The organism is Trichocoleus sp. FACHB-46, assembly GCF_014695385.1.
GTDB lineage: Bacteria > Cyanobacteriota > Cyanobacteriia > FACHB-46 > FACHB-46 > Trichocoleus.
In genome coordinates this window covers 179,967-199,634 of record NZ_JACJOD010000014.1, presented here as the reverse complement: position 1 = coordinate 199,634, position 19,668 = coordinate 179,967, and the positions used below count along the sequence as shown (strand labels likewise).

Below are 19,668 nucleotides of genomic sequence, written 5' to 3'. Positions count from 1 at the left end.
AACCCGTCTAAGATATCATCGCGCGATCGCGACCGAACTTCTAGTTCCAGCAAAATGTTGGGCGATCGTTACAGAAAATCTTGAGTAACTCAAAGTCTCTCAATCATTTGGCAGGCAAATTTATAGCACTCTTCAACTTGGCATGCACTTCCTGATTCGTAGCGAAGGAAGTCATGCGGTTCCTAGAAATGGGATAATTGACTAGCATAGCTTCTGGCCGCACAGTTCACGCCTGTCCAGCGGTGGATATTGAACCAGTACAAAGTCTTTGGGTTGGAGGGGGCAGCTTTCAACTCTCTAGCTCTACGCCCGTGAAAACTCCAGTTTTAGGTCAGACTTTAAAGTTAAGAGAAACATCAGGAGAGAACCTTGGTTGTCACGACACTTAAAACCACTAAGTCAGAAGAAATTTTCGCAGCTGCTCAAAAACTAATGCCAGGGGGCGTTAGCTCTCCAGTGCGTGCCTTCAAATCTGTGGGTGGTCAGCCCATCGTTTTCGATCGCGTTCAAGGAGCTTACGCTTGGGACGTAGATGGCAACCAATACATTGACTATGTAGGCAGTTGGGGGCCAGCCATTTGTGGTCATTCCCACCCTGAAGTCAACAAAGCCCTGCACGAAGTCCTAGAGAAAGGCACTAGCTTCGGTGCGCCCTCCGCGCTCGAAAACATTCTGGCTGAAATGGTGATTGATGCCGTTCCCAGCGTGGAAATGGTGCGCTTCGTCAACTCTGGTACCGAAGCTTGCATGTCCGTGTTGCGCTTGATGCGAGCCTTCACTGGACGGGAGAAAATCGTCAAGTTTGAAGGCTGCTACCACGGCCACGCCGATATGTTCTTGGTTAAGGCAGGTTCAGGCGTTGCCACTCTCGGCTTGCCCGACTCTCCTGGCGTGCCCAAGTCCACCACTGCCAACACCTTGACAGCTCCCTACAATGACCTCGATGCCGTGAAAGTCCTGTTTGCGGAGAATCCTGACCAAATTGCTGGGGTGATTCTAGAGCCTGTCGTGGGTAATGCTGGGTTCATTCCTCCCGATGCGGGCTTCTTGGCTGGCTTGCGCGAGATTACTCAAGAGCATGGTGCCTTGCTCGTGTTCGACGAAGTTATGACTGGCTTCCGGATTTCCTACGGCGGCGCTCAGCAAAAATTCGGCATCACTCCCGACCTAACTACGATGGGTAAAGTGATTGGTGGGGGATTACCTGTAGGGGCTTATGGAGGTCGTCGCGACATTATGGCGATGGTGGCTCCTGCTGGCCCAATGTACCAAGCTGGCACCCTTTCCGGTAACCCCTTGGCGATGACCGCTGGCATCAAAACTCTGGAACTGCTGCGGCAACCTGGCAGTTACGAGCATCTTGATCGCGTCACCAAGAAGCTGGTGGAAGGTCTGCTGCAAATCGCTCAAGAAACAGGTCATGCAGCTTGCGGTGGCAGCATCAGCGGTATGTTCGGCTTCTTCTTTACCGAAGGCCCAGTTCACAACTACGAAGACGCCAAAAAGTGCGACCTCACCAAGTTCAGCCGTTTCCATCGCGGCATGCTAGAGCGGGGCGTTTACCTAGCACCTTCGCAATTTGAAGCAGGCTTTACTTCTTTGGCGCACACCGATGCTGATATCGATCGCACCTTGGAAGCAGCACGAGATGTACTGTCTAGCCTCTAAGTTGGCGCTAAGGTGTAGCCCTCTTTAAGGGAGGCGATCGCCTACTCATGAAAAAACCCGCTAGTCTTGGCACCAGCGGGTTCTTTTTGTAGGAATTGCTTGAGTTTGAGTCCTAGTTGCAATCGCAACCTGTATGACCACAACCTTCTCCATTAGAGTGCCCACTTGCACAAGCATCACTGCAATAGTATTTGCCATCTTTTTGCACTGCTTGCTCGTTGGGAGAAACAATACACAGGCAGGAATCGCAGGCACACTTCATTTGGGACACAGCAGTCATAGAATTTACCTTTACTAGTTCTAAGCTACTTTAACAGATGAACATATATTCAGATATTGACTGAAAGATAGAAATTTAGGGCATCGCCTAATGTGTGAGCTCTTAAGGGCTGCGATCGCTGTTCTCAGACGAACTCTTTTCAGGAAGGAACTGCCGCAAAATCTCGCTCGGTTTACGGTCCCAAGTATCGATGTGCTCGTAGATCAACCCTTTGGGCGTGAGCTTATAGGTTGAGTAGCCGTTGAAGAAAATATTGGCGTTCCAAGGTACTCGCAATTTACCCCGTACTGTCCAGGTGGCTAGCACCACATCAGGAGCAGGGTGTGAGACGTCGTGTAAATCAAAAAAGAGTTCGGTGAAAAAGAGTTGCCCGTGAAATCGTAGAGTCCAGAAAATGATGCGGTAGTTGAACTTACTCTTGAACCGATTTACTGGATCTTGGAACAAGATGTCTTGAGTGTAGATATTGTAGGAAATGTCTCGCTCAAACAAAGTCGGCAAATCATTTCTCAACGTTTGCATTACCTGCTCTACCTGAGCTTGATACTCCTGCGTCTGCAATCTGTTTCCCTCTCTCCAACGACTCTTACTCAACCTATGGTGCAACCTCTAGGGTGTCCGCTGCCTCAACCTGGGTTTCAAAGGTGGAATTACCCGCTACCACTCGTAGCCTACCTTGTTTCCAACCTAGAGAAATCGGACCGTTCCCTTCTGTCGGTTTGTAGAGATCAAAGTGCTGCTCCCAGTCGTAAACCGCACCATTACGAACTACGGTTGGTAACTCATTTTGGGGATTGTGCCTTAGCTCTAGAGTTTCTCCAGTGCCCCCTCGCAACTGGACCATTCCTTGGGGCAAACGGCTCAAATTCAATTGGCTCTTATTTTTGACGGCTTGCTTAAATTGTTGGTAACGACCGTGAGTTGCAGGTTCCCCGACTTCTAAGGTGAAGCCTGTATAAGCACTATCGCCTGGTACAGACTTCAGCGTGCGTTCTTGCCGATAAAGGTCAGCGGTTTTTTTGTTCGCGATCGCCACTTCCTCATAAGGCTGAAGATTAATCGGAGAAACGGCTAGCCAGGTATTTTCAAATTGGAAAAACCAAACGCCATCTTCAACCTCTGCTTTGGCAGATTTAGGCACTTGAAAGAAAAACGGTGTTTCTGAAGCAGGACGCAACCAAATCATCAGATTGCGGTACTGACCGATTTGGTCGCCCCGATTCTTGCCAGGCTGCGCGCGATCGCCATCCGTATTTGCCACAAAATAATCCACGCCGCGTTGAGAGTTCTGTGCCATTAACTTGAACGGCCCCACATCGCCATCTTTAAAGGAAGACACCACGCTTCCTAGTTGATAGGTTTGGCCGAAGAAAGTGGTTTCCCAATAAGCAGGTTCGTCAGATCGACCAGGTTTCCAATTTTCGTAAGTAGGATGCGTGATCAGCAATTCTGTCGGTTTAGCAAACTGTTTCCGGGCTAGATTCACCACGGCCTCAGGAGGACGGTAAGCGCTAGTGATCACATGAATTGAGTCCCGCTCTGGTTCAGGATTAGGCAGAGTGGCATCTCCGAAGTACAACCACAGTAGCCTAGCCGCACTAGAGCCAAACACTACATTTCCTTTGCCGTAATCCCGCTTACTGGGTCCACCAAATCCGCCGTGGTAGTACTTCACAGCTCCAGTAGCCGAGAGCCAATCTAAAGCTGCCTTGGCCAACTGCTTAACTTCTGGATCTTTGGCGAAATCATAGAGATTCAGGTACGCTGCCAATGTGTGGCCGTGATAATTCTCTGAGTCCCACTCCCCCATCCCAATGTGGTAAAGAGCCGAAACATAGCGATGTAGCTTTTGCTTGTATAAGCGGCGTACCGCTTCATTCTCTGTCTCCTCTGCCATTAAGTACACTGAAATTTCGCGCATGGCTCGGAGATTGTCAGTGTTGCGATTATCTACCCAACTACCCCGCACCTCTGGACCCCAACCTTGCTTGCTGTCATCGCCTTTGCCATAAATCGGGTGGGGACGCCGATTTGGGTCTTGCTTGGTCCAGTTCTTAGCACCCTCAAACATCCGCTGCTTGTAAGCAGGATCGAGAAATTGGCCAAACAGAAAATATTTCCGCATCTGGCCTTTCAGCGTGAAGGAATAGTAATAGTCAATGCCTGCTGTGTGCTGATTGTCTTTGGCTTGCTTGTCTTCACTTTGCAAAAAAGCGATCGCGGCATCTCGATTTCCCGCCAAAAAATCGAACATGGCGTAAGGGTAAGACCGCTTCTCGTTTTCGCCTTTATTGTTGCCGTACTTCTTCCCTTGATAAAAAGCAATGACCTGTTGGGCTCGCTGCTGAAATTCCTGCTCCCAGTCCGATGGCCAAGGATTTCGCAGCCGACGATCAACTGGAATGGGCTGGATGGGCAAACCGCTATTCTCAGCTGCTACTAGTTTTGTTGTTCCTGGTGCAGGCGTAGCATTGAGAGTCAGCTCAGATACTTTAGGACCAACTGTGGAAGGACTGACGTTTGGGGTCGTATTAGTACGACAAGCCAGCACTCCCCCAGCTAGTGAGGCGATCGCTATCCAGGATGAAACCTTACTCAGCCCTTTCATCTATCCTCTAGCCCGCAAAACTGCCATTATCTTGGCACGGTCTCCAGGTTGATGCGAAGAGCGATCGCTCCTTACTTACGCTTACTTAAATAATGATCAGTGCAATTAAGAGCGCCGTCAGCAGCGTCATCAACATCAGAGACAGATCGTTGTCTGGCTTAGAAGGCGCTGACTTGGATAAATCGCGCTTGAAGTCGCAAGATAAGCACAGATAAAGATCGCTGGTGCGCTGAACTACTGCCTTCTTGCTGCACTTGGGGCATTCGAGAGCTTGCACTTGCATCGTTGCTGTCCCCTCCATAAATTCAGTGCTTACATAGAGAACCAAGCAGCGATCGCTCAATTACGGAGGAGATGTAAAGTTTCTAAAAAGCAATCTCCGATTCTTAGGTATTAGTTTATACAGTAAAACTTGACTTAAGGATGGCTAATAGTATCAAGTTACTTTCCTAGCTTGCTTCGCGATCGCGCATGAGGAAAATTCTTTTTCTTATGTATTTATACGGTGATAAAGCTGTACAATACGCCCTTAGAGTTCAGCTAAAACTTCACGCCAAAGTCAAGCTGCTATAGCTTGGCCCAGATTAAAGTTCCCTGTGTTTCAGCCTGAGTCAAATTTTGTTTCCTGTTGATCGCTCATGCCATTGCCACATGATTTAACCTGGTTCAGCGATCGCTTCACTCTTGTCGGTCCTGATAAGAGATTGAGGCTGTTTGAACCAAAATCTGCTGGTTTTTGCGCCTGCTTGCAGAGCGAACTTGAGCTATCTGACTAGGCTAGATGAAATTGAGTCGTCGTTGACTGTGAACTATTACAGGGTGCTTCGAAGATTATGATTTCAATGACTATTCTACTGGTGACTACCTTAGCCACTACCTATCTTTTAGTTGGTTGTGGTAGACCTGTTTGAAACTGTTGCTGTCGTTAAGCTGCGCTGGCTCTCTGACCTAAACGCCTAGTGCCTAGCTGATTCAGCCTAAATAAAAAACCTCACCCAGTTAAAGCATGGGTGAGGTTACTAAAATTAGAAGTGGAGCTGAGCGGAATCGAACCGCTGTCCGCAACGGGTATTGACCCCCCGATCGTTCACAGGTTTAGCTTCTCTGATCCTCGAAGCGGGAACTGTCCTTTATCCCGGACAATGGGATGCTCTGGTAAAGTCTTTGCTAACCAGTCAACCAGAGGTAACTAGCTAACGCATCCGTTGGGGGTTTGTCTGTAATCCTTAACGGAGTCAAACTACAGACGCTCGAACCTATGAGAGGTTTTTAGGCAACAGCAGCTGCTTTACGAGCAAAGGGTACGATGTTGTTCGCATGTACTTGTTTTGAGCCATTGATTTGCGAGAGGTGACTCACTCTCGACCTGCATCACGAAGCAGCTTTCGCCATCACGTCGAAACCAGTGCAGCCCCATGCTTGGATCTCTAATTATAGTTCATTTATTTCAAAATGTGTTGAATAGCAGCTTATTTCACTTAAGGGCTGACTGAAACGGCTGCTTCTAACCAGTTCGCCAGCCCAAGGTAACAAAGTAGTGGATATGACTTCGAGTTAGTTAAGATATCAGGTCTAGAACACGCTACTCTGTAAACAACCGTGTGCTCGGCTTCGTTTAGTCAACCGTCTTAAGGTCTAGTCAAAAACTCAGAAGTTCTTGAAATCCAAAACTTCTTTGGGTTTTTGGGTGGGCGCTTCTATTCTTTAGCCCTACAGGTCATCTTCTACCAATGTTGCAGTCGTCTTTCGATTCTGACCAGAACAGCCATAAGTCATTTGAGCTACCGGGTGCTCGGCCTCACTACAATCCCGATCGCCCTGGTCAAGTAGAGCATATCTTTTTAGATCTCGCTCTCGACATTCCTAACCAGTCCTACCAAGGCACTTGCACCATTCGCCTCAATCCAATTTGCAATGGCATCGATCGCCTGACTTTGGATGCAGTGAACTTAAACATTCAGTCGGTGAAAATTGCCGCGATTGAGCAAGCCTTTGAAACCGATGGGGAACAACTGTACATCCAGTTGCAGCAACCCACGGAAACAGGGAAGCCCTTGGAGTTAGCGATCGCCTACAGCGTCGAAAAACCCCAGCGAGGTCTCTACTTTATTCAACCAGATAAGCATTATCCTAATAAACCTGTTCAGGTCTGGACCCAAGGCGAAGATGAAGACTCTCGCTTCTGGTTTCCTTGCTTTGACTATCCAGGCCAATTGACTAGCTCTGAAATTCGAGTCCGGGTGCCGAAGCACTTAACGGCAATTTCCAACGGCGAGCTGATCAACACTGAGGTTGAGGGCGACACCAAGATTTATCACTGGTTGCAACAGCAGGTGCATCCGACTTATTTAATGACCTTAGCAATCGGAGACTTTGCCGAGATTCGCGATGAGTGGCAAGGAAAACCCGTTCCTTATTACGTCGAAAAAAGCCGAGAAGCCGATGCCCGCCGCAGCATGGGCAAAACTCCCCGAATGATGGAGTTTCTCAGCCAGAAGTATGGCTATCCCTATCCTTTTCCGAAGTACGCTCAGGTCTGCGTCGATGACTTCATTTTCGGCGGCATGGAAAATACTTCCACCACGCTGTTGACCGATCGCTGCCTGTTGGATGAACGAGCCGCGCTAGATAACCGCAGCACCGAAAGTTTGGTCTGCCACGAACTGGCCCACCAGTGGTTTGGGGATTTGGTGGTAATCAAGCACTGGTCTCATGCTTGGTTAAAAGAAGGTATGGCTTCTTACTCGGAAGTGATGTGGACTGAAGAGGAATACGGAGCCGAAGAAGCGGCTTACTATCGGCTTGGTGAAGCTCGCAACTATATTGCAGAGGATACTGCCCGTTACCGTCGCCCCATTGTCACCCACGTTTATCGAGAAGCGATCGAGCTTTACGATCGCCACCTCTACGAAAAAGGAGCTTGTGTCTACCACATGATCCGGGCGGAGTTGGGGGATGACTTGTTTTGGAAAGCGATCGCCACCTTTGTCAACGACAACGCTCACCAAACTGTGGAAACCATTGATTTATTAAGGGCGATCGAGAAAGCGACGGGACGCAACTTGCTATTTCTCTTCGATCAATATGTGTTTCGCGGTGGACATCCCGACTATAAAGTCAGCTACGCCTGGGATGGCGATAGCAAGTTAGCCAAAATCACCATCACTCAAACCCAAGCGAAGAGTAATGATAACAGCAGTCGGAACGAGCTGTTTGATCTCAAATTGCCGATTTCATTTGGGTATGTAGAAGGTGAGGAGAAGAGCTTCAAAACCTTCACGGTGCGAGTCCATGAGCGGGAACAGACGTTCTACTTCCCCCTAGAAGAGAAGCCCCAGTTCATCAGCTTTGACCAAGGCAATCACGTCCTCAAAACTGTTTCACTGGAATACCCCGTCGCTGAACTTAAAGCTCAGCTTCAGCATGATCCTGACCCCATTTCCCGCATTTATGCTGCCGAGGCTTTAGCCAAGAAAGGTGGATTAGAAGCAGTGAAGGCACTATCGGATGCTCTAAAACGCGATCGCTTTTGGGGAGTCCGAGCAGAAATTGCTAAGCAACTAGCAGACGTCAAACTAGACCAAGCCTTTGCAGGACTGGTCACAGGGCTAAAGGATGAAGTTGCCCAGGTCCGTCGAGCCGTCGTTGAAGCGTTAGCTAGCATCAAGACTTCTGAGAGCTATAAAGCCCTAAAACCAATCGTTGAAAAAGGCGACCCCAGCTACTACGTTGAAGCCGCTGCTATTCGGGCCATTGGTGGGATTGCTGCTTCTAACCTGCATGAAAAACCTAAGGATGACAAGGTGCTGAAGCTGCTGAAAACAGTTCTAGCAGAACGGTCAGGCTGGAATGAGGTCGTACGATCCGGGGCGATCGCGGGACTGAGCCAGATGAAAACTTCAGAAGCAGCTTTGAATTTGATCTTAGAGTACACCGCTCCTGGACTCCCCCAATCGTTACGTCTCGCCGCAATCCGGGCGTTAGGGGGCATTTCCTCTGGTCAAACCAACGTGAATTTGTCACGGATCTTAGAGCGTCTTAGTGAGCTATCACGGGAAACTTTCTTCCTGACTCAAGTGGCGGTAGCTGCGGCTCTAGGGCAGATGGAAACGCTCAAAGCAATTCCCATCCTCCAAGCTCTTGCCGATCAGACTCCTGACGGTCGAGTGCGTCGCATTGCTGAAGAAGCAGTCCAAAGAGTTCAGAAGCACGCTGGCTCTGATAAAGCTGTGAAGCAACTGCGCGAAGAGCTAGATCAGATGAAAAAGGAGAACCAAGATCTGAAGAGTCGCTTAGAAGCTTTGGAAGCCAAAGCTAAGTAGCCTGACTGGAGCCAAGCTTGTTGGGCTATACAGCCCTTTATAAGAGTTAGAAGCTAGAACCTAGGAGCCAGAATTCGGAGAAACTACGGATCGGCTGGCTCCTGCGTCCTCAGATTCCAAGCCAATCCTTTATGTAAAGGTGACGGTTCCTTACGAAATCTTGAAGCTGTGGTACGGATAGTTTTGGTGAGTTCGGGAATTCTGAAATAAGCAGGCTCATGCGTCATGCAGCTTTGCCAAACTCACCTCGACCAGAGCGCCTGATTATGACCCTACCCTCTATCCCTGTCGATTCTCAACAAGACTATCAACACGAGTATGCTCAAATCTTAGTAGAGATTCAGCAAGCTGCTAAAGCGCTATTCGGCCAAGAAATTAATCAGCAGGAAGCAGATTTTGAGTTCCGAGCAGCGGCTCGAATTTTAATGGGACGAGTTACTTGTTTTAACTTGCAGCATATTAAGGAAGTTGCGATCGAGCTTTTAGGAGCCTAGGTTTATCACTTCGTCCTAGCGTGCTAACTTCCTTACTGCAATCATAGATAAATCAAATTTTTACCCTCCCGTTTAAGGAGGGTAAATTGTTTTATGACAAGCGATCGCCCTTGATTATGTAATTTATCGAGCGCTCTGTCTTTGCATCAGACGTTGACTTCTCAATTTCCAGATGGCAAGCGATCGCTTAGCTTGCTGCTTTTTCAAGCTGCGAAACTGCTGCTGTAGCTGCCTCACATTCGCAGCTTGACCTCCATAGCGCCAGCCCACATAGGCATGTGAGATCGCCGCAATCGTTTGACTATACTCTGGCGAGGGGTGGCTGTACCATTGCTGAGCATATTCCAGAGGAGTCTGGGCGGGTCGTTTGTGAAACCCTTGGGTTGCCAACCAAGCCAGCATTTGCTGGTATAGGCTTTCCATGGGTGGTAGTTTGGCCAGCCAGCGTTGATAGCGCCAATTTCGCCAACCTGTCCAACCCAACCAACCTAGAAAAGCCAGCCCAACGGATACAATCAGTCCTGTAAACAGGCCCAGCCATCCTTTCGAAAAAAGTCCTAGAAACCAACCGATTGTTCGAGTCAGGATGGTCGCGATCGCATTAAACAAGCCACTGAGAATACCCGTCACCGGAGAAGGCAACCAGCCCGCTACCCACTGCCAAAACTTCCGTAGCACACTAAAAGTTTGGTTTTCTTCCACAGAGGGAGGAATCAGTTCATGACCTGGAATGGGGTCAAACGCAAACCAGCCATACTTGGGAAAGTAAACCTCCGTCATGGCATAGGCATCAGTGTTGCGAACCACATACAAGCCAGTAAAGGGATTAAATTCTCCTGGTGCAAACCCAGTTACCAAACGCGCAGGTATCCCGACCGATCGCAACATGACGGTGAGCACAGTTGAGAAATGATCTGGGTAGCCGCCTTCAAAGCGAAAGAGAAACGCTTCGACTAAGTCGTCGTTATCTTCCAGAAAAGCTAAGTCGGGCTGGATCGTATATTGCTGTTTCAAGTACTGAGCCAAATAAAGCGCTTGCTCAGAAGGACTAGTGAGCGGATTTGGAGCAGTGGCTAAAATCTCTTGCGTCTTCTGTCGCACCTTGGCTGCAATTTCGGGTGGAACTTGAAGATAGTTTTTCCGGATCGCCTCCGGATAGTCGGTGGCAGCCTTGCTTAGCAACGTTCGGTTGCGGTAAGGCACTTCCGAAATCACCGTGTAAGTAAAGCCTTCTACTAAGGCTAAGGGCGATCGCAAACTACCTTCTGGATCTACAGCAACCTGACGAGTTGGGAAATAGAGTTCCTTGGCCCAAGCCATCGCTGGAATTACGTTTGGCAGTTCTTCCGCCACGATCGTATAAGTCTGAACTACTTCCTTGGCTTTGCCCAAAACAATGGGCCGAGGGAGGAAAAATTGATAAGACCAACTAGAGCGGTTAATCGTCTCTGCTTGGTCATTACGCGAAATTTCCCATCCTTGTCCGGTGTAGCGATCGAAGGCGACTACGCGCCAAAAACCCTCTGCTTGCGATCGCACCCGCATCAAAACTTGGGGCTTCATTTGTCCGCGCAAGTTTTGGTTGATTTGGGTATCAAAACCGTAGTAGTAGGTTTCGTCTAGCTTGCCCTTCCCTCGGCCTTGCCCCCGTTGTCCCGCTTCAGCACCAGATCCTTCTCCTTCACCTTCCTCACCTCCGCCGCGTCCCCCCCGCACATAACCAGGGTTCAGAATCCGACTCGTGTCAAATTTCCCTTGGAAGTCTACGGGCGCGCTGACCGGAAACGTCCGCAATTGGTAGCCAGGTAGCCTAGGTAAAAAAGCAAAAATGATCAGTCCCAGACTGACCACAACTAGCAGGAAAATACCCAAACGCTTAGGAGCCAGGTCAGCACCGCGGAGTTTCCAGCCTTGAAATACCAATCCCAAACGAGAGCGGTAATCTAAAACGAGAACAGGTAAGGCGATCGCTACGAATACGAGCAAAAATGGCCCAAATGCTAGTGTTTGGCTGAGTGTACCCGCCACGCCTAGCAGAATCAGACCAATCACCATCGAGTAGCCTAAGTCTTTGCGACGCGGCAGATCAAAGCTGTGCAGAACCTGAAGTTGAATTAATAACTGAGCCAACGCTAAGCGAGTATCATTCAGCTCGCCAAATAGACGCACAAAAAAAGCCAGTAGCGTCACTAACATGCCAATGGCTAAGCAAAATTTCGTTGGGATGTTGCGATCGTGGCGACGGTACCAGCTCCAAGTAGCCCCCAACAAGCTCAACGGAATCGCCCAATAACTGGTAATCGGCCATTCTGCCACTGCATCCTTGGCCGCGATATCGGTTGCGATAATTCCCACCGTTACCAGTACCTGCACAAGTACTCGTAGTAGGATCGAGTCCTCCACCTCAACGTTTGGCAGTGATTGCAAACGCTGCTGTAGCTGCTGCCAAACAGGGATGCCTCGCCGTTGCCGTACCCCAGGTGAGTTAGACATAGATTTATACAGAAGCAGTTAACTCTAGCCGCTCAGCGGTTGGTAGCAAGCCAACCATAAGCGCCTTGGAGTTATCCTAGCGCTTCTGTACAAAATCAATTCTGGTTAAGCACTCAATCGCTCAGCGGCTGAATCACAAAGACCAGCGGCTCTTGCTCCTGGTCGTAGAATTCCACGGTTAGAGGATAGGTTTGATTGGGTTGTGGATCAAATACCTCAACGCTAATGCAACCCGGTCGCGACCGAGAAGCGGTTGATTGAGTCGATCGCCCTTGTAACTTTAAGCTGCCACCGGAAGGTAACCGACCTTGCACCCGGAGTCTTGGTTCTGCTTGAGGCTGATAGCGGATCTCCAAGGTCAACAGCCCTGCTGCTGTTAACCACTGGCGTTCCAGGCAAGATTGGCTAGCTGAAATCGATAAAGTTAGCGAACTTAAAATTTCGCGAGCCGCCAGAAGGGATAGCGCCATTTGCTGCTTCGGTGTAGCCGCTTCATAACTATCGGGAAACTTAGTGCTCGTTTCTAATAGGGAGGATCCCATCTGAGCATCCAAGGTTCCAGAGCGAGCCGGAGACACCAGTACCATACCAGCCAAATCATTCAGAGTTTGAGTATGGCCCGGAAATAAGGTCTCAACCGCTCGAACTAATTTGGCTCCTTCCCGCAAAGAAGTTTGCAGCAAATCTTGGCATTGGTCCAGCAATTGAGCCAGAACCGCCTCTGGTAGCGCAACGGGGACACTCAGGTTGCGTAGTTGAGCTGCCCATAACCGCCTGGGAACCTGCCCGACCACAGTTGAGTCAACTTGATCAGGCTCGTAAGCATAGACCTCCGATTCCCAAGGAAACAGGGGCGGATGGCGTTGAATTTCAGTTTGTAATCGACGCTTTAAAAGAGCGTGGAATCTGTCTTGCACAGTAAGTATTTCTCCCGGTTTGAGTGATTGGCTCCCTGAGTGCGGGGAGAAGGCTGGCACTTCACTGGAGTTAGTCAGTGCAAAGTCTATCCCTTCTGAATCCAACGGATCTAAGTCTGCTAATTCAGGACTGTTACTCTCATAGTTAACCGCTGGGTTCGCTTGACTAGAAGCGAGCGGCTCAACCTGAGCCTGGTTGCCTGAATTGATAGAATTGGCACCCGTCTCAGTTGAAAATTCAGCTGAGTTGGAGTCTTGCAGTAGCCATGCGAGTAACTCTTCGGAAAATGATTCAGGATTCTTAGTCATCTCCTAAACCCCTATTCATCTGTAGATGGACTTGCTCCGGATACTAGGCTATTGCGAATTTCCCAAGCTTGCTCCAACAACTGAGACCACTGTTTTTGGATTTGAGTTACTGTGCACCCAACGTCTTGAGCGATCGCGAGATTGGTAAATTGCTGTTGCTTTAGCTGCAATATTCTAAGCTGTTGCGCACTGATTTGCGTTTGAAAGGCCTCCCACTGCTGGGGTGTCAAACCCAGATTATGTTCTAAGTCAGCTTCTAGCCACTGATGCACCAATTCCCAATGGTGAGAGAGCGCAAATCGAATTAAATGGTACTTAAATCGCTGCTGGAGGTAATCCCTCTGACGAGGGGTTAGCCCTAAAATTGCCTCAATTTCATGGGCAGGTAAATCTTGCAGTCGTAAAGCGAAGTAGTCTGCACAGTCACTCTGCTGCCGCTCCTCCAGGTAAGCCATCAGCTCAGTCACAACGGTGTGACGCAAACTGTCATCGGCGGGTTCTGGGGCTTGAGCCACCATTTGCTCCCGCAGTTGTTGTACCGAAGCTGCGTTCCAAGCTTGATCGGTTTCTTGAGAAGCTCCCTCGGCGGCTTGCTCAATATCTACGTAAGTTTCTAAGGGTTGCTGTTGCGAGAAGGTTTGGGCTCGCAGAATGATCAATTGCTGATTTCGGTGCCCTGGCAGAGGAATGCGGCGTTTAGCATAGCGCTCTGTAAAGGCCATGTATTCTGCTAGCTCTAGCAAGGTTTTGGGGCAGTAAGCCTTTGGCATCTGGGTTTCCCGCCGAAATGCATTCAAGGCTTCCATGTAAAACCCTTGCAGAAAATCCTCGATCAAGGTTAATCGGGCTTGATAACTGGATTGTCCTTGGGAGGGGGTGATATAGCGATAGATCACGGCACTGAGGGTACTGTGCAGCTCGACTCGACCCCGCCGTGACCCTAGCTTGTAGTAGGTCAAACACTGAGTGAGGCGATGCCGAGCTAAGGTGATCGCCCAAGTTTCTACTTCTCCAGAAGCCTGAATCCGCTTACTTTCAGTGCAAATTCTTTTTACTTCTTGCGTCAAACGCTCTGCTACATCCGTACAATTCTGCTCAGACGCTCCCGTTGACAGCCTAAGTTCATTGAACAGTAGCTGAAAAATTGCCTCCACGTCGCGGCAGATCTCCCCATGATGGTTAACAGCTAACCAAGACCCTAGCATACTCACCAGCCATAAATTTGAAGCAATTTTGAAGAAAGTCTAGACTGAGAATGATTAATCTTTCCGAGACTCCAGCATGGATCTAGACCAGCAGATTCAAGTCCTGATCGAGCAAGCCCCTCAAGATGGCACTACACCCCGCTTAATTGAAGCGATCGCCCCCATTTTGAAGCAAATAGCAGGACGATTGCGGCACCCTCAATACTATGTCTTACAAACCCTGAATCAGTCTTGGATTGTAACAACCTTAAACCAGCGTTCCCAACCTGGGGTCGAGAAGAACGTTGTTTATGCTTTTTCTACCCTAAAAGATGTGGCGTCAGGCCCTTATCAGTTACAAGATCCTGAGGTGCTGGCCTTACCCATGCCAATCGCGCACATTTTGTTTTACCTCATCTCCATGCCAGGTTTAGACGGCATGATTTTTTTCGATACCCCTGGCAATGTTGATATTGGCACCGAAATTGTACGTGAAGAGTTGACGAAGTTAATTCAAGGACACATGCAACAGCTTTCCACGCCAAGCAACAACTTACCGCCGGATGTGGCTTAAGTTGTTGGCTGAACTTTTTAGTTGATTGTCCAATTGCCGAGGCGAACTGCTTTTGAGGATAGCTTCCCGACTGGGCGCTTAATGCAGCCGACTCAAGACGTAATCTGCCATTTCTGTTAAAGCTTGGTGGGATTCGGAGGGAGGAAGGTCACTGAGGCAGGCTATGGCACTTTGGGCATGGTGAGCTGCGAGTTCACGCGATCGCTCCATACCATTGCTCTCTAAAATCAAGGCGATCGCATGATCGAGATCGCCTTCGTGAGCAAATTCTCGTTCAATCAAGCCTTCGAGAATCGGATTTTCTTTAAGGGCGAATAAAACAGGGGCGGTAAGGTTGCCACTCTTTAAATCTGATCCAGCAGGCTTTCCTAAAGCTTCCAAAGAACCAGTGAAGTCAAAAATGTCATCCACAATTTGGAATGCTAAGCCAATATGACGACCATAGTTGTATAGGTTCTCAGCCATTGAGGATGGGACATCGCTGAGCACACCTGCGGCTTTAGCACTGTTAGCGATGAGGGAAGCTGTTTTGTAATAGCTCTTGTCTAAGTAGGCTTCAATCGACAAGCTAGTATCGAAGCGGTTCAACCCCTGCTGGATTTCCCCCTCGGCCATGTCCATAATCACTTTAGACAGAAGCTTCACGACTTCTAAGTTGTCCAAGTTAGCTAAATGCCAAGAGGACTGAGCAAAAAGAAAATCGCCCGCTAGCACTGCGATGCGGTTTCCGAAGCTGCTATGGACCGTGGGAACACCCCTACGAACTTCTGATTCATCCACGACATCATCATGGACGAGGCTCGCTGTGTGGATCATTTCAGTGATTTCAGCCAAGCGTCGATGCCGAGCAGTGATGTCTTGACCTGGCATGGTGGCTCGCGAGATCAGAAAGACAATCGCTGGCCTCAGCCGTTTTCCCCCCGCTCCAAATAAATGCTCGGCGGCAGCATAGAGAATGGGGTGATGGGCACCAACTAAGTTTTTCAGATTGTCTGTCAAGACCCGTAGGTCAGTTTCGACAGTAGAGAACAAAGAAGTAGCTGAGGTCATGGAGAGGCCAGCTCAGGCGTTACGATATTAGGTTACGAAATTTTACATATCCTAACCTCATTTTAAGCTAACCCTCCCGCATTATGAAAGATTTGTTTTTAGCTGATTGATAATTCGACCTCGCTGTGAGCCAACAGTTACTGTAGATTGGGCGTTTGAGCCTAGGAAATCAACCGCAGAACTTGACTTTGGGAAGGTGACAAGTTTTGCAGTAACCCAATTGTTTGCAATTTTTCGATTGCAGCCACTTCTAGCGACTTAACTTGTGCAGTAAGGTCCAAAAACACGGAAATCATGTGTTAGTCTAGATGACAAGGATTTCAACAATTTCATACTTTACAAAGCGACTGAGACTGTGAGTTGCCTCAGGGTAACTGTATCGTCTGCTCTACTGAGATACTCAGTAGGTAATGGCAGTTCAGTCTTCTGGTTTCTCCTTGTGCTAGTGGCAGTGGGGGTTTTGTCTGCTGCCTAAATTAAAAGACTTATGTTGTTGGGGTTGTAGCTTACAATCTTGGTCTTTTGTAGCCGAACCAGAATTTGAGGGGCTAGAGGCGGCAGTTGGGCTGAGCAACTTGATAGAGATTAGTTGGTGTGTCTAGGGGCTACACCAGTGATTTCTTGCAGGCTAATTTAGCTTTGTTTGTCCTGAGCTTGCTTTCCTTCGCCAACCCCGCTTTGCTCCTGGCCGTCTTATGTATCACGATATTCCAGCCATTATTCTGCTCCTAGCCACAGGGTACCTATTTACAATCTATTTGCTACTGATGTTGGCTCAGCGAAGTTCTAAGGTGCCACGCTAAATTGTTTCGCTTAGCCAGAAAGACGGAGCACTCTAGAAGTTGAGTGCTTGAAGTAAGTAGTGGCGTAGCTTTAAGGCTAGCGATCGCTCAAATTGCGCTGTCTTAATCTTCCCCCCTGCCCAGAAAAAATACCAAGACTAGAGTTGCTCCAGCCTTGGCCTAGAGAAGCGGTAACAGCTCAGCGGTGGTTCAAGAAACAATTTGACTCAGTACTTCTGGAAGATTGATTTTTTCGACGGTCGGGGTGAATCCAAGCCACTGAACAGAAACTTGAGCGAACTGTTCCGGGTTGCCACTCACACAAAAGCGGGTAGGTAACGGCAATCGGATATTTCTCAACCCGAGTAACTCTAGTTCTTGGGCTGCTGCAGCTACCACACTAACTGCCGGATCGACTAGCTTCACAGAGGGCGGCAATAGGCTGCGTAGTACAGGTGCTAAGTGAGGATAGTGGGTACAGCCGTAAACAAGCGTGTCGATCTGCTGCTGCAATAGGGGAGCCAAATACTCCTGAGCGACTTGGTAGGTGTAAGGATCGCTAATGCGGTTTTGCTCTACCAAGGGTACAAACTCCGGACATCCCACTTGCCACACTTCAGCCGTTTCATCCACTTCTTGAACAGCCTGACGGTAGGCATTGCTAGCTGCGGTGGCAGGAGTGGCAATCACACCAATGCGGCTGCCCTGCTGAACTGCGGCGCGGGCTCCTGGCAAGATTAAACCCAAGATGGGAATTTTGAACTCCCGCCGGACTGCTTCTAAAGCCAAAGCTGAGCTAGTGTTGCAGGCCATGATTGCCATCTTGACCCCTTGTTGCACCATCCAGGTCAAAATCTCCCGCACAAACTGCAAAATCTCTGCTTGCGATCGCGTGCCATAGGGGAGGCGAGCCGTATCTCCAAAGTAGAGAATTGACTCGTTGGGCAATTGCCGATATAGCTCTCGCAAAACTGTGAGTCCCCCGACCCCACTGTCAAACACACCAATGTAGGCCCGCTGTCGTTCTGTGGCAAACGGTGTAGGCAGACTGGGTTCTAAACTAGCTTGCGGCTCTGAGGTCAAATTGTTGCTAGGAAGGGAAGTGGAGTGCGGCTGTGAGTGGTTAGACACGGATGGTTGCATTCAGGTGGAACTAAAAGTTTTGCTGGATGTACTGTAGAACACCACGTGCGATCGCGTCAGCCATTTGAGTCCGATAACTCGACGTTGACAGTCTAGCCGCGTCTTCTGCACCAGTCACAAAGCCAACCTCTACTAAGACTGAAGGCATAGAAGTTTTGCGTAGCACAAAGAATCGCGCTGAGCGAACTCCGCGATCGCGGGCTCCAGTCCCTTGAAGCACGTTGCTATGGATAGTCCGAGCCAAGCGTTCGCCGCTGCTGTAATAGTAGGTTTCCAGCCCATTGACATCAGGTCGGCTCATGCTAATGGCGTTAGCGTGGATACTGACAAACAAGCTAGCATTCGCTCGCTCTGCTAAGGCAACGCGAGGTTCCAAATCTAAGTCTCGGTCATCTTCGCGCGTCAGAACTGCCTGCACACCTTGTTGCTGTAGTCTTGCGGCTACCTGACGAGAAATGTCCATAGTAATGCCTTTCTCTTGGAGCCCGCCAATGCCAACGGCACCCGGATCAGGTCCGCCGTGCCCTGGGTCAACGATCACGACTAGTCGCCCGTTGGGAACGCGAGGCAGGTTGGTCGTGGGTGGTCTGTTGGTGGGAGGTGGGACTGGAATAGACCCGACTGTGCTACCTGGAGGCAGCACTGGTGCTGGACGCGACCGTTGCAGCTGTAAAGCTAATATTTGGTTGCTGGGCTGGTTAATGTCCCCAACTTGCACACCCGCTGCGGGTTGGAGCAAAATGACGACTGTCTGGGGGTCTTCTTGCCGCACGCGTACTCGTAGCAACGCACTGCTTGCATCCAATTTAGGCCCCCTCACCCGGTCAGCCAATCGAGCCGAGTTGAGTGTAATCCGGTATAGCCCCGAATTGCGGTCCCAACCAGTGGTGTAGGTGAACGAGCGATCGCCGCGAATCAGCAGTTGATTACCGTTATTTTCTAGGTCCACCGCTTCAATGGTGGCTACCTGATTTGTATCCGGAGGGCTGGTGGGAACTGGCCGCGAGTTATTGGGGGTGGGGCGCTGGCTATCGACTGTGGCTGCTGTCACTCCTCCGGTGGGAACGAGGACTACGCCACCCAAGTTACTGACTGTAGCTTGCCAATTGGGGCTGCTTCTCGCCACATTGAGGGTAATGCGAGCGACTGGAGGAGATGCTTGAGCCTGAGTCACCTGAAGCTGACTGACTCCATAGCGGTTAATCGATAGCGATCGCTGGGTCAGGCGAGGAGAAATAGCGGTCCCTTTAAGGGAAATTTCGATTTGCTGTCCATTATTACTGCGATCGACTTCGACCTCTGGGGCTCTACCCGTCGTCCGGACAAAGATGCCATCAGGGGTGACCTGGACATTCTGAATTTGAGTGGTCGCCCCCGTTACTACTGGGGAAGTGGCTGGAGGTGTAGGGTTGACGGGTGAACCGGGGACTACGAACCCAGGAGTATTAGACGATACAGGTTGAGGAGTTGGCAGTTGCACAGACCATTGATTGGCCGAACGGCCTCGAAACTTGACTTGCTGTGGGTCGAGCGTATAGCCCGGTGTCAGCTCCACAACGATGCGAGTGGTTTGAGGATCAAACTGGCCGACCCGGATAGAACGGATGGCTCCGCCGACCAATTGATTTCTCAAGGCTCCGCCCACCTTAGTACCTGGTAAGTCAATTACCAAGCGCGTGGGATTAGCAATCAATTGCGCTCTGGGTTGCACCCCATCGTCAGTTGTGAAGTCAAGTTGATTTTGATTGGCATTAAATTGCCAAGACTGTAGTCTAGCCGCTTCTGCAGGGGACGACAGCAAAATAATGCCCAGAAAGCTGGGTAGTAGCCAGTGAAGCCTCACT

Annotated in this window: 14 protein-coding genes and 1 other RNA gene; 4 read left to right on the top strand and 11 right to left on the bottom strand. The window is 49.6% G+C overall.

What is annotated here, in order from left to right:
- Nucleotides 1-369 precede the first annotated feature (369 nt).
- A complete protein-coding gene (gene hemL / locus H6F72_RS11220; protein WP_190434823.1) occupies nt 370-1,668 on the top strand; it encodes a glutamate-1-semialdehyde 2,1-aminomutase in 1,299 nt (432 codons plus the stop codon).
- 112 nt (nt 1,669-1,780) lie between these two features.
- Here the strand turns inward: hemL and H6F72_RS11215 are convergent, their stop codons facing one another.
- The 5 genes from H6F72_RS11215 to ssrA form a co-directional block, all read right to left on the bottom strand.
- Complete coding sequence (locus tag H6F72_RS11215) at nt 1,781-1,948, bottom strand: metallothionein (RefSeq protein ID WP_190434819.1); 168 nt, start codon at nt 1,946-1,948, stop codon at nt 1,781-1,783.
- A 102-nt stretch (nt 1,949-2,050) separates the two neighbouring features.
- On the bottom strand, nt 2,051-2,509 hold the full coding sequence (locus H6F72_RS11210) for a DUF2358 domain-containing protein (RefSeq protein WP_242016883.1): 459 nt from the start codon (nt 2,507-2,509) through the stop codon (nt 2,051-2,053).
- 34 nt (nt 2,510-2,543) lie between these two features.
- Entirely contained in the window at nt 2,544-4,556 is a 2,013-nt protein-coding gene (locus H6F72_RS11205; protein WP_190434816.1) for a hypothetical protein, read from the bottom strand.
- An 85-nt stretch (nt 4,557-4,641) separates the two neighbouring features.
- Nucleotides 4,642-4,839: a hypothetical protein gene (locus H6F72_RS11200; protein ID WP_190434813.1), complete on the bottom strand. Its 198-nt coding sequence runs from the start codon at nt 4,837-4,839 to the stop codon at nt 4,642-4,644.
- 746 nt (nt 4,840-5,585) lie between these two features.
- Nucleotides 5,586-5,971: a transfer-messenger RNA gene (gene ssrA / locus H6F72_RS11195) on the bottom strand.
- Nucleotides 5,972-6,286: 315 nt separating this feature from the next.
- Here ssrA and H6F72_RS11190 point away from each other — a divergent pair.
- Complete coding sequence (locus H6F72_RS11190) at nt 6,287-8,878, top strand: M1 family metallopeptidase (RefSeq protein ID WP_190434811.1); 2,592 nt, start codon at nt 6,287-6,289, stop codon at nt 8,876-8,878.
- 218 nt (nt 8,879-9,096) lie between these two features.
- The gene (locus H6F72_RS11185; protein WP_190434808.1) at nt 9,097-9,372 is read left to right on the top strand and encodes a hypothetical protein; all 276 of its coding nucleotides are present in this window, start codon (nt 9,097-9,099) and stop codon (nt 9,370-9,372) included.
- 123 nt (nt 9,373-9,495) lie between these two features.
- On the opposite strand, the gene H6F72_RS11180 is transcribed toward H6F72_RS11185, so the two are convergent.
- The 3 genes from H6F72_RS11180 to hetZ form a co-directional block, all read right to left on the bottom strand.
- Nucleotides 9,496-11,865 carry a DUF4129 domain-containing transglutaminase family protein gene (locus H6F72_RS11180; protein WP_190434805.1) on the bottom strand — a complete coding sequence of 790 codons (2,370 nt, stop codon included), beginning with the start codon at nt 11,863-11,865 and terminating at the stop codon, nt 9,496-9,498.
- 113 nt (nt 11,866-11,978) lie between these two features.
- A complete protein-coding gene (locus tag H6F72_RS11175; protein WP_190434802.1) occupies nt 11,979-13,091 on the bottom strand; it encodes a PatU in 1,113 nt (370 codons plus the stop codon).
- 11 nt (nt 13,092-13,102) lie between these two features.
- Complete coding sequence (gene hetZ / locus H6F72_RS11170) at nt 13,103-14,296, bottom strand: heterocyst differentiation protein HetZ (RefSeq protein ID WP_190434799.1); 1,194 nt, start codon at nt 14,294-14,296, stop codon at nt 13,103-13,105.
- A gap of 76 nt (nt 14,297-14,372) precedes the next feature.
- Between hetZ and H6F72_RS11165 the strand changes: the two genes are divergently transcribed.
- Nucleotides 14,373-14,849, top strand: coding sequence for a hypothetical protein (locus H6F72_RS11165; RefSeq protein ID WP_190434796.1), 477 nt, complete (start codon nt 14,373-14,375; stop codon nt 14,847-14,849).
- Nucleotides 14,850-14,927: 78 nt separating this feature from the next.
- Here the strand turns inward: H6F72_RS11165 and sds are convergent, their stop codons facing one another.
- The 3 genes from sds to H6F72_RS11150 all read right to left on the bottom strand — a co-directional run bounded on the left by sds (nt 14,928) and on the right by H6F72_RS11150 (nt 19,667).
- Complete coding sequence (gene sds, locus H6F72_RS11160; protein ID WP_190434793.1) at nt 14,928-15,899, bottom strand: solanesyl diphosphate synthase; 972 nt, start codon at nt 15,897-15,899, stop codon at nt 14,928-14,930.
- A 992-nt stretch (nt 15,900-16,891) separates the two neighbouring features.
- A complete protein-coding gene (gene murI, locus H6F72_RS11155; RefSeq protein WP_370527483.1) occupies nt 16,892-17,812 on the bottom strand; it encodes a glutamate racemase in 921 nt (306 codons plus the stop codon).
- A gap of 22 nt (nt 17,813-17,834) precedes the next feature.
- Entirely contained in the window at nt 17,835-19,667 is a 1,833-nt protein-coding gene (locus H6F72_RS11150; RefSeq protein ID WP_190434788.1) for an N-acetylmuramoyl-L-alanine amidase, read from the bottom strand.
- Nucleotide 19,668: the final 1 nt, after the last annotated feature.

Bases quoted from the DNA above. Each gene is read 5' to 3' on its own strand.
- sds (WP_190434793.1), bottom strand. From the start codon at position 15,899: ATGACCTCAGCTACTTCTTTGTTCTCTACTGTCGAAACTGACCTACGG.
- H6F72_RS11180 (WP_190434805.1), bottom strand. From the start codon at position 11,865: ATGTCTAACTCACCTGGGGTACGGCAACGGCGAGGCATCCCTGTTTGG.
- H6F72_RS11200 (WP_190434813.1), bottom strand. From the start codon at position 4,839: ATGCAAGTGCAAGCTCTCGAATGCCCCAAGTGCAGCAAGAAGGCAGTA.
- H6F72_RS11175 (WP_190434802.1), bottom strand. From the start codon at position 13,091: ATGACTAAGAATCCTGAATCATTTTCCGAAGAGTTACTCGCATGGCTA.
- hetZ (WP_190434799.1), bottom strand. From the start codon at position 14,296: ATGCTAGGGTCTTGGTTAGCTGTTAACCATCATGGGGAGATCTGCCGC.
- H6F72_RS11215 (WP_190434819.1), bottom strand. From the start codon at position 1,948: ATGACTGCTGTGTCCCAAATGAAGTGTGCCTGCGATTCCTGCCTGTGT.
- H6F72_RS11205 (WP_190434816.1), bottom strand. From the start codon at position 4,556: ATGAAAGGGCTGAGTAAGGTTTCATCCTGGATAGCGATCGCCTCACTA.
- H6F72_RS11190 (WP_190434811.1), top strand. From the start codon at position 6,287: ATGTTGCAGTCGTCTTTCGATTCTGACCAGAACAGCCATAAGTCATTT.
- H6F72_RS11165 (WP_190434796.1), top strand. From the start codon at position 14,373: ATGGATCTAGACCAGCAGATTCAAGTCCTGATCGAGCAAGCCCCTCAA.
- H6F72_RS11185 (WP_190434808.1), top strand. From the start codon at position 9,097: ATGCGTCATGCAGCTTTGCCAAACTCACCTCGACCAGAGCGCCTGATT.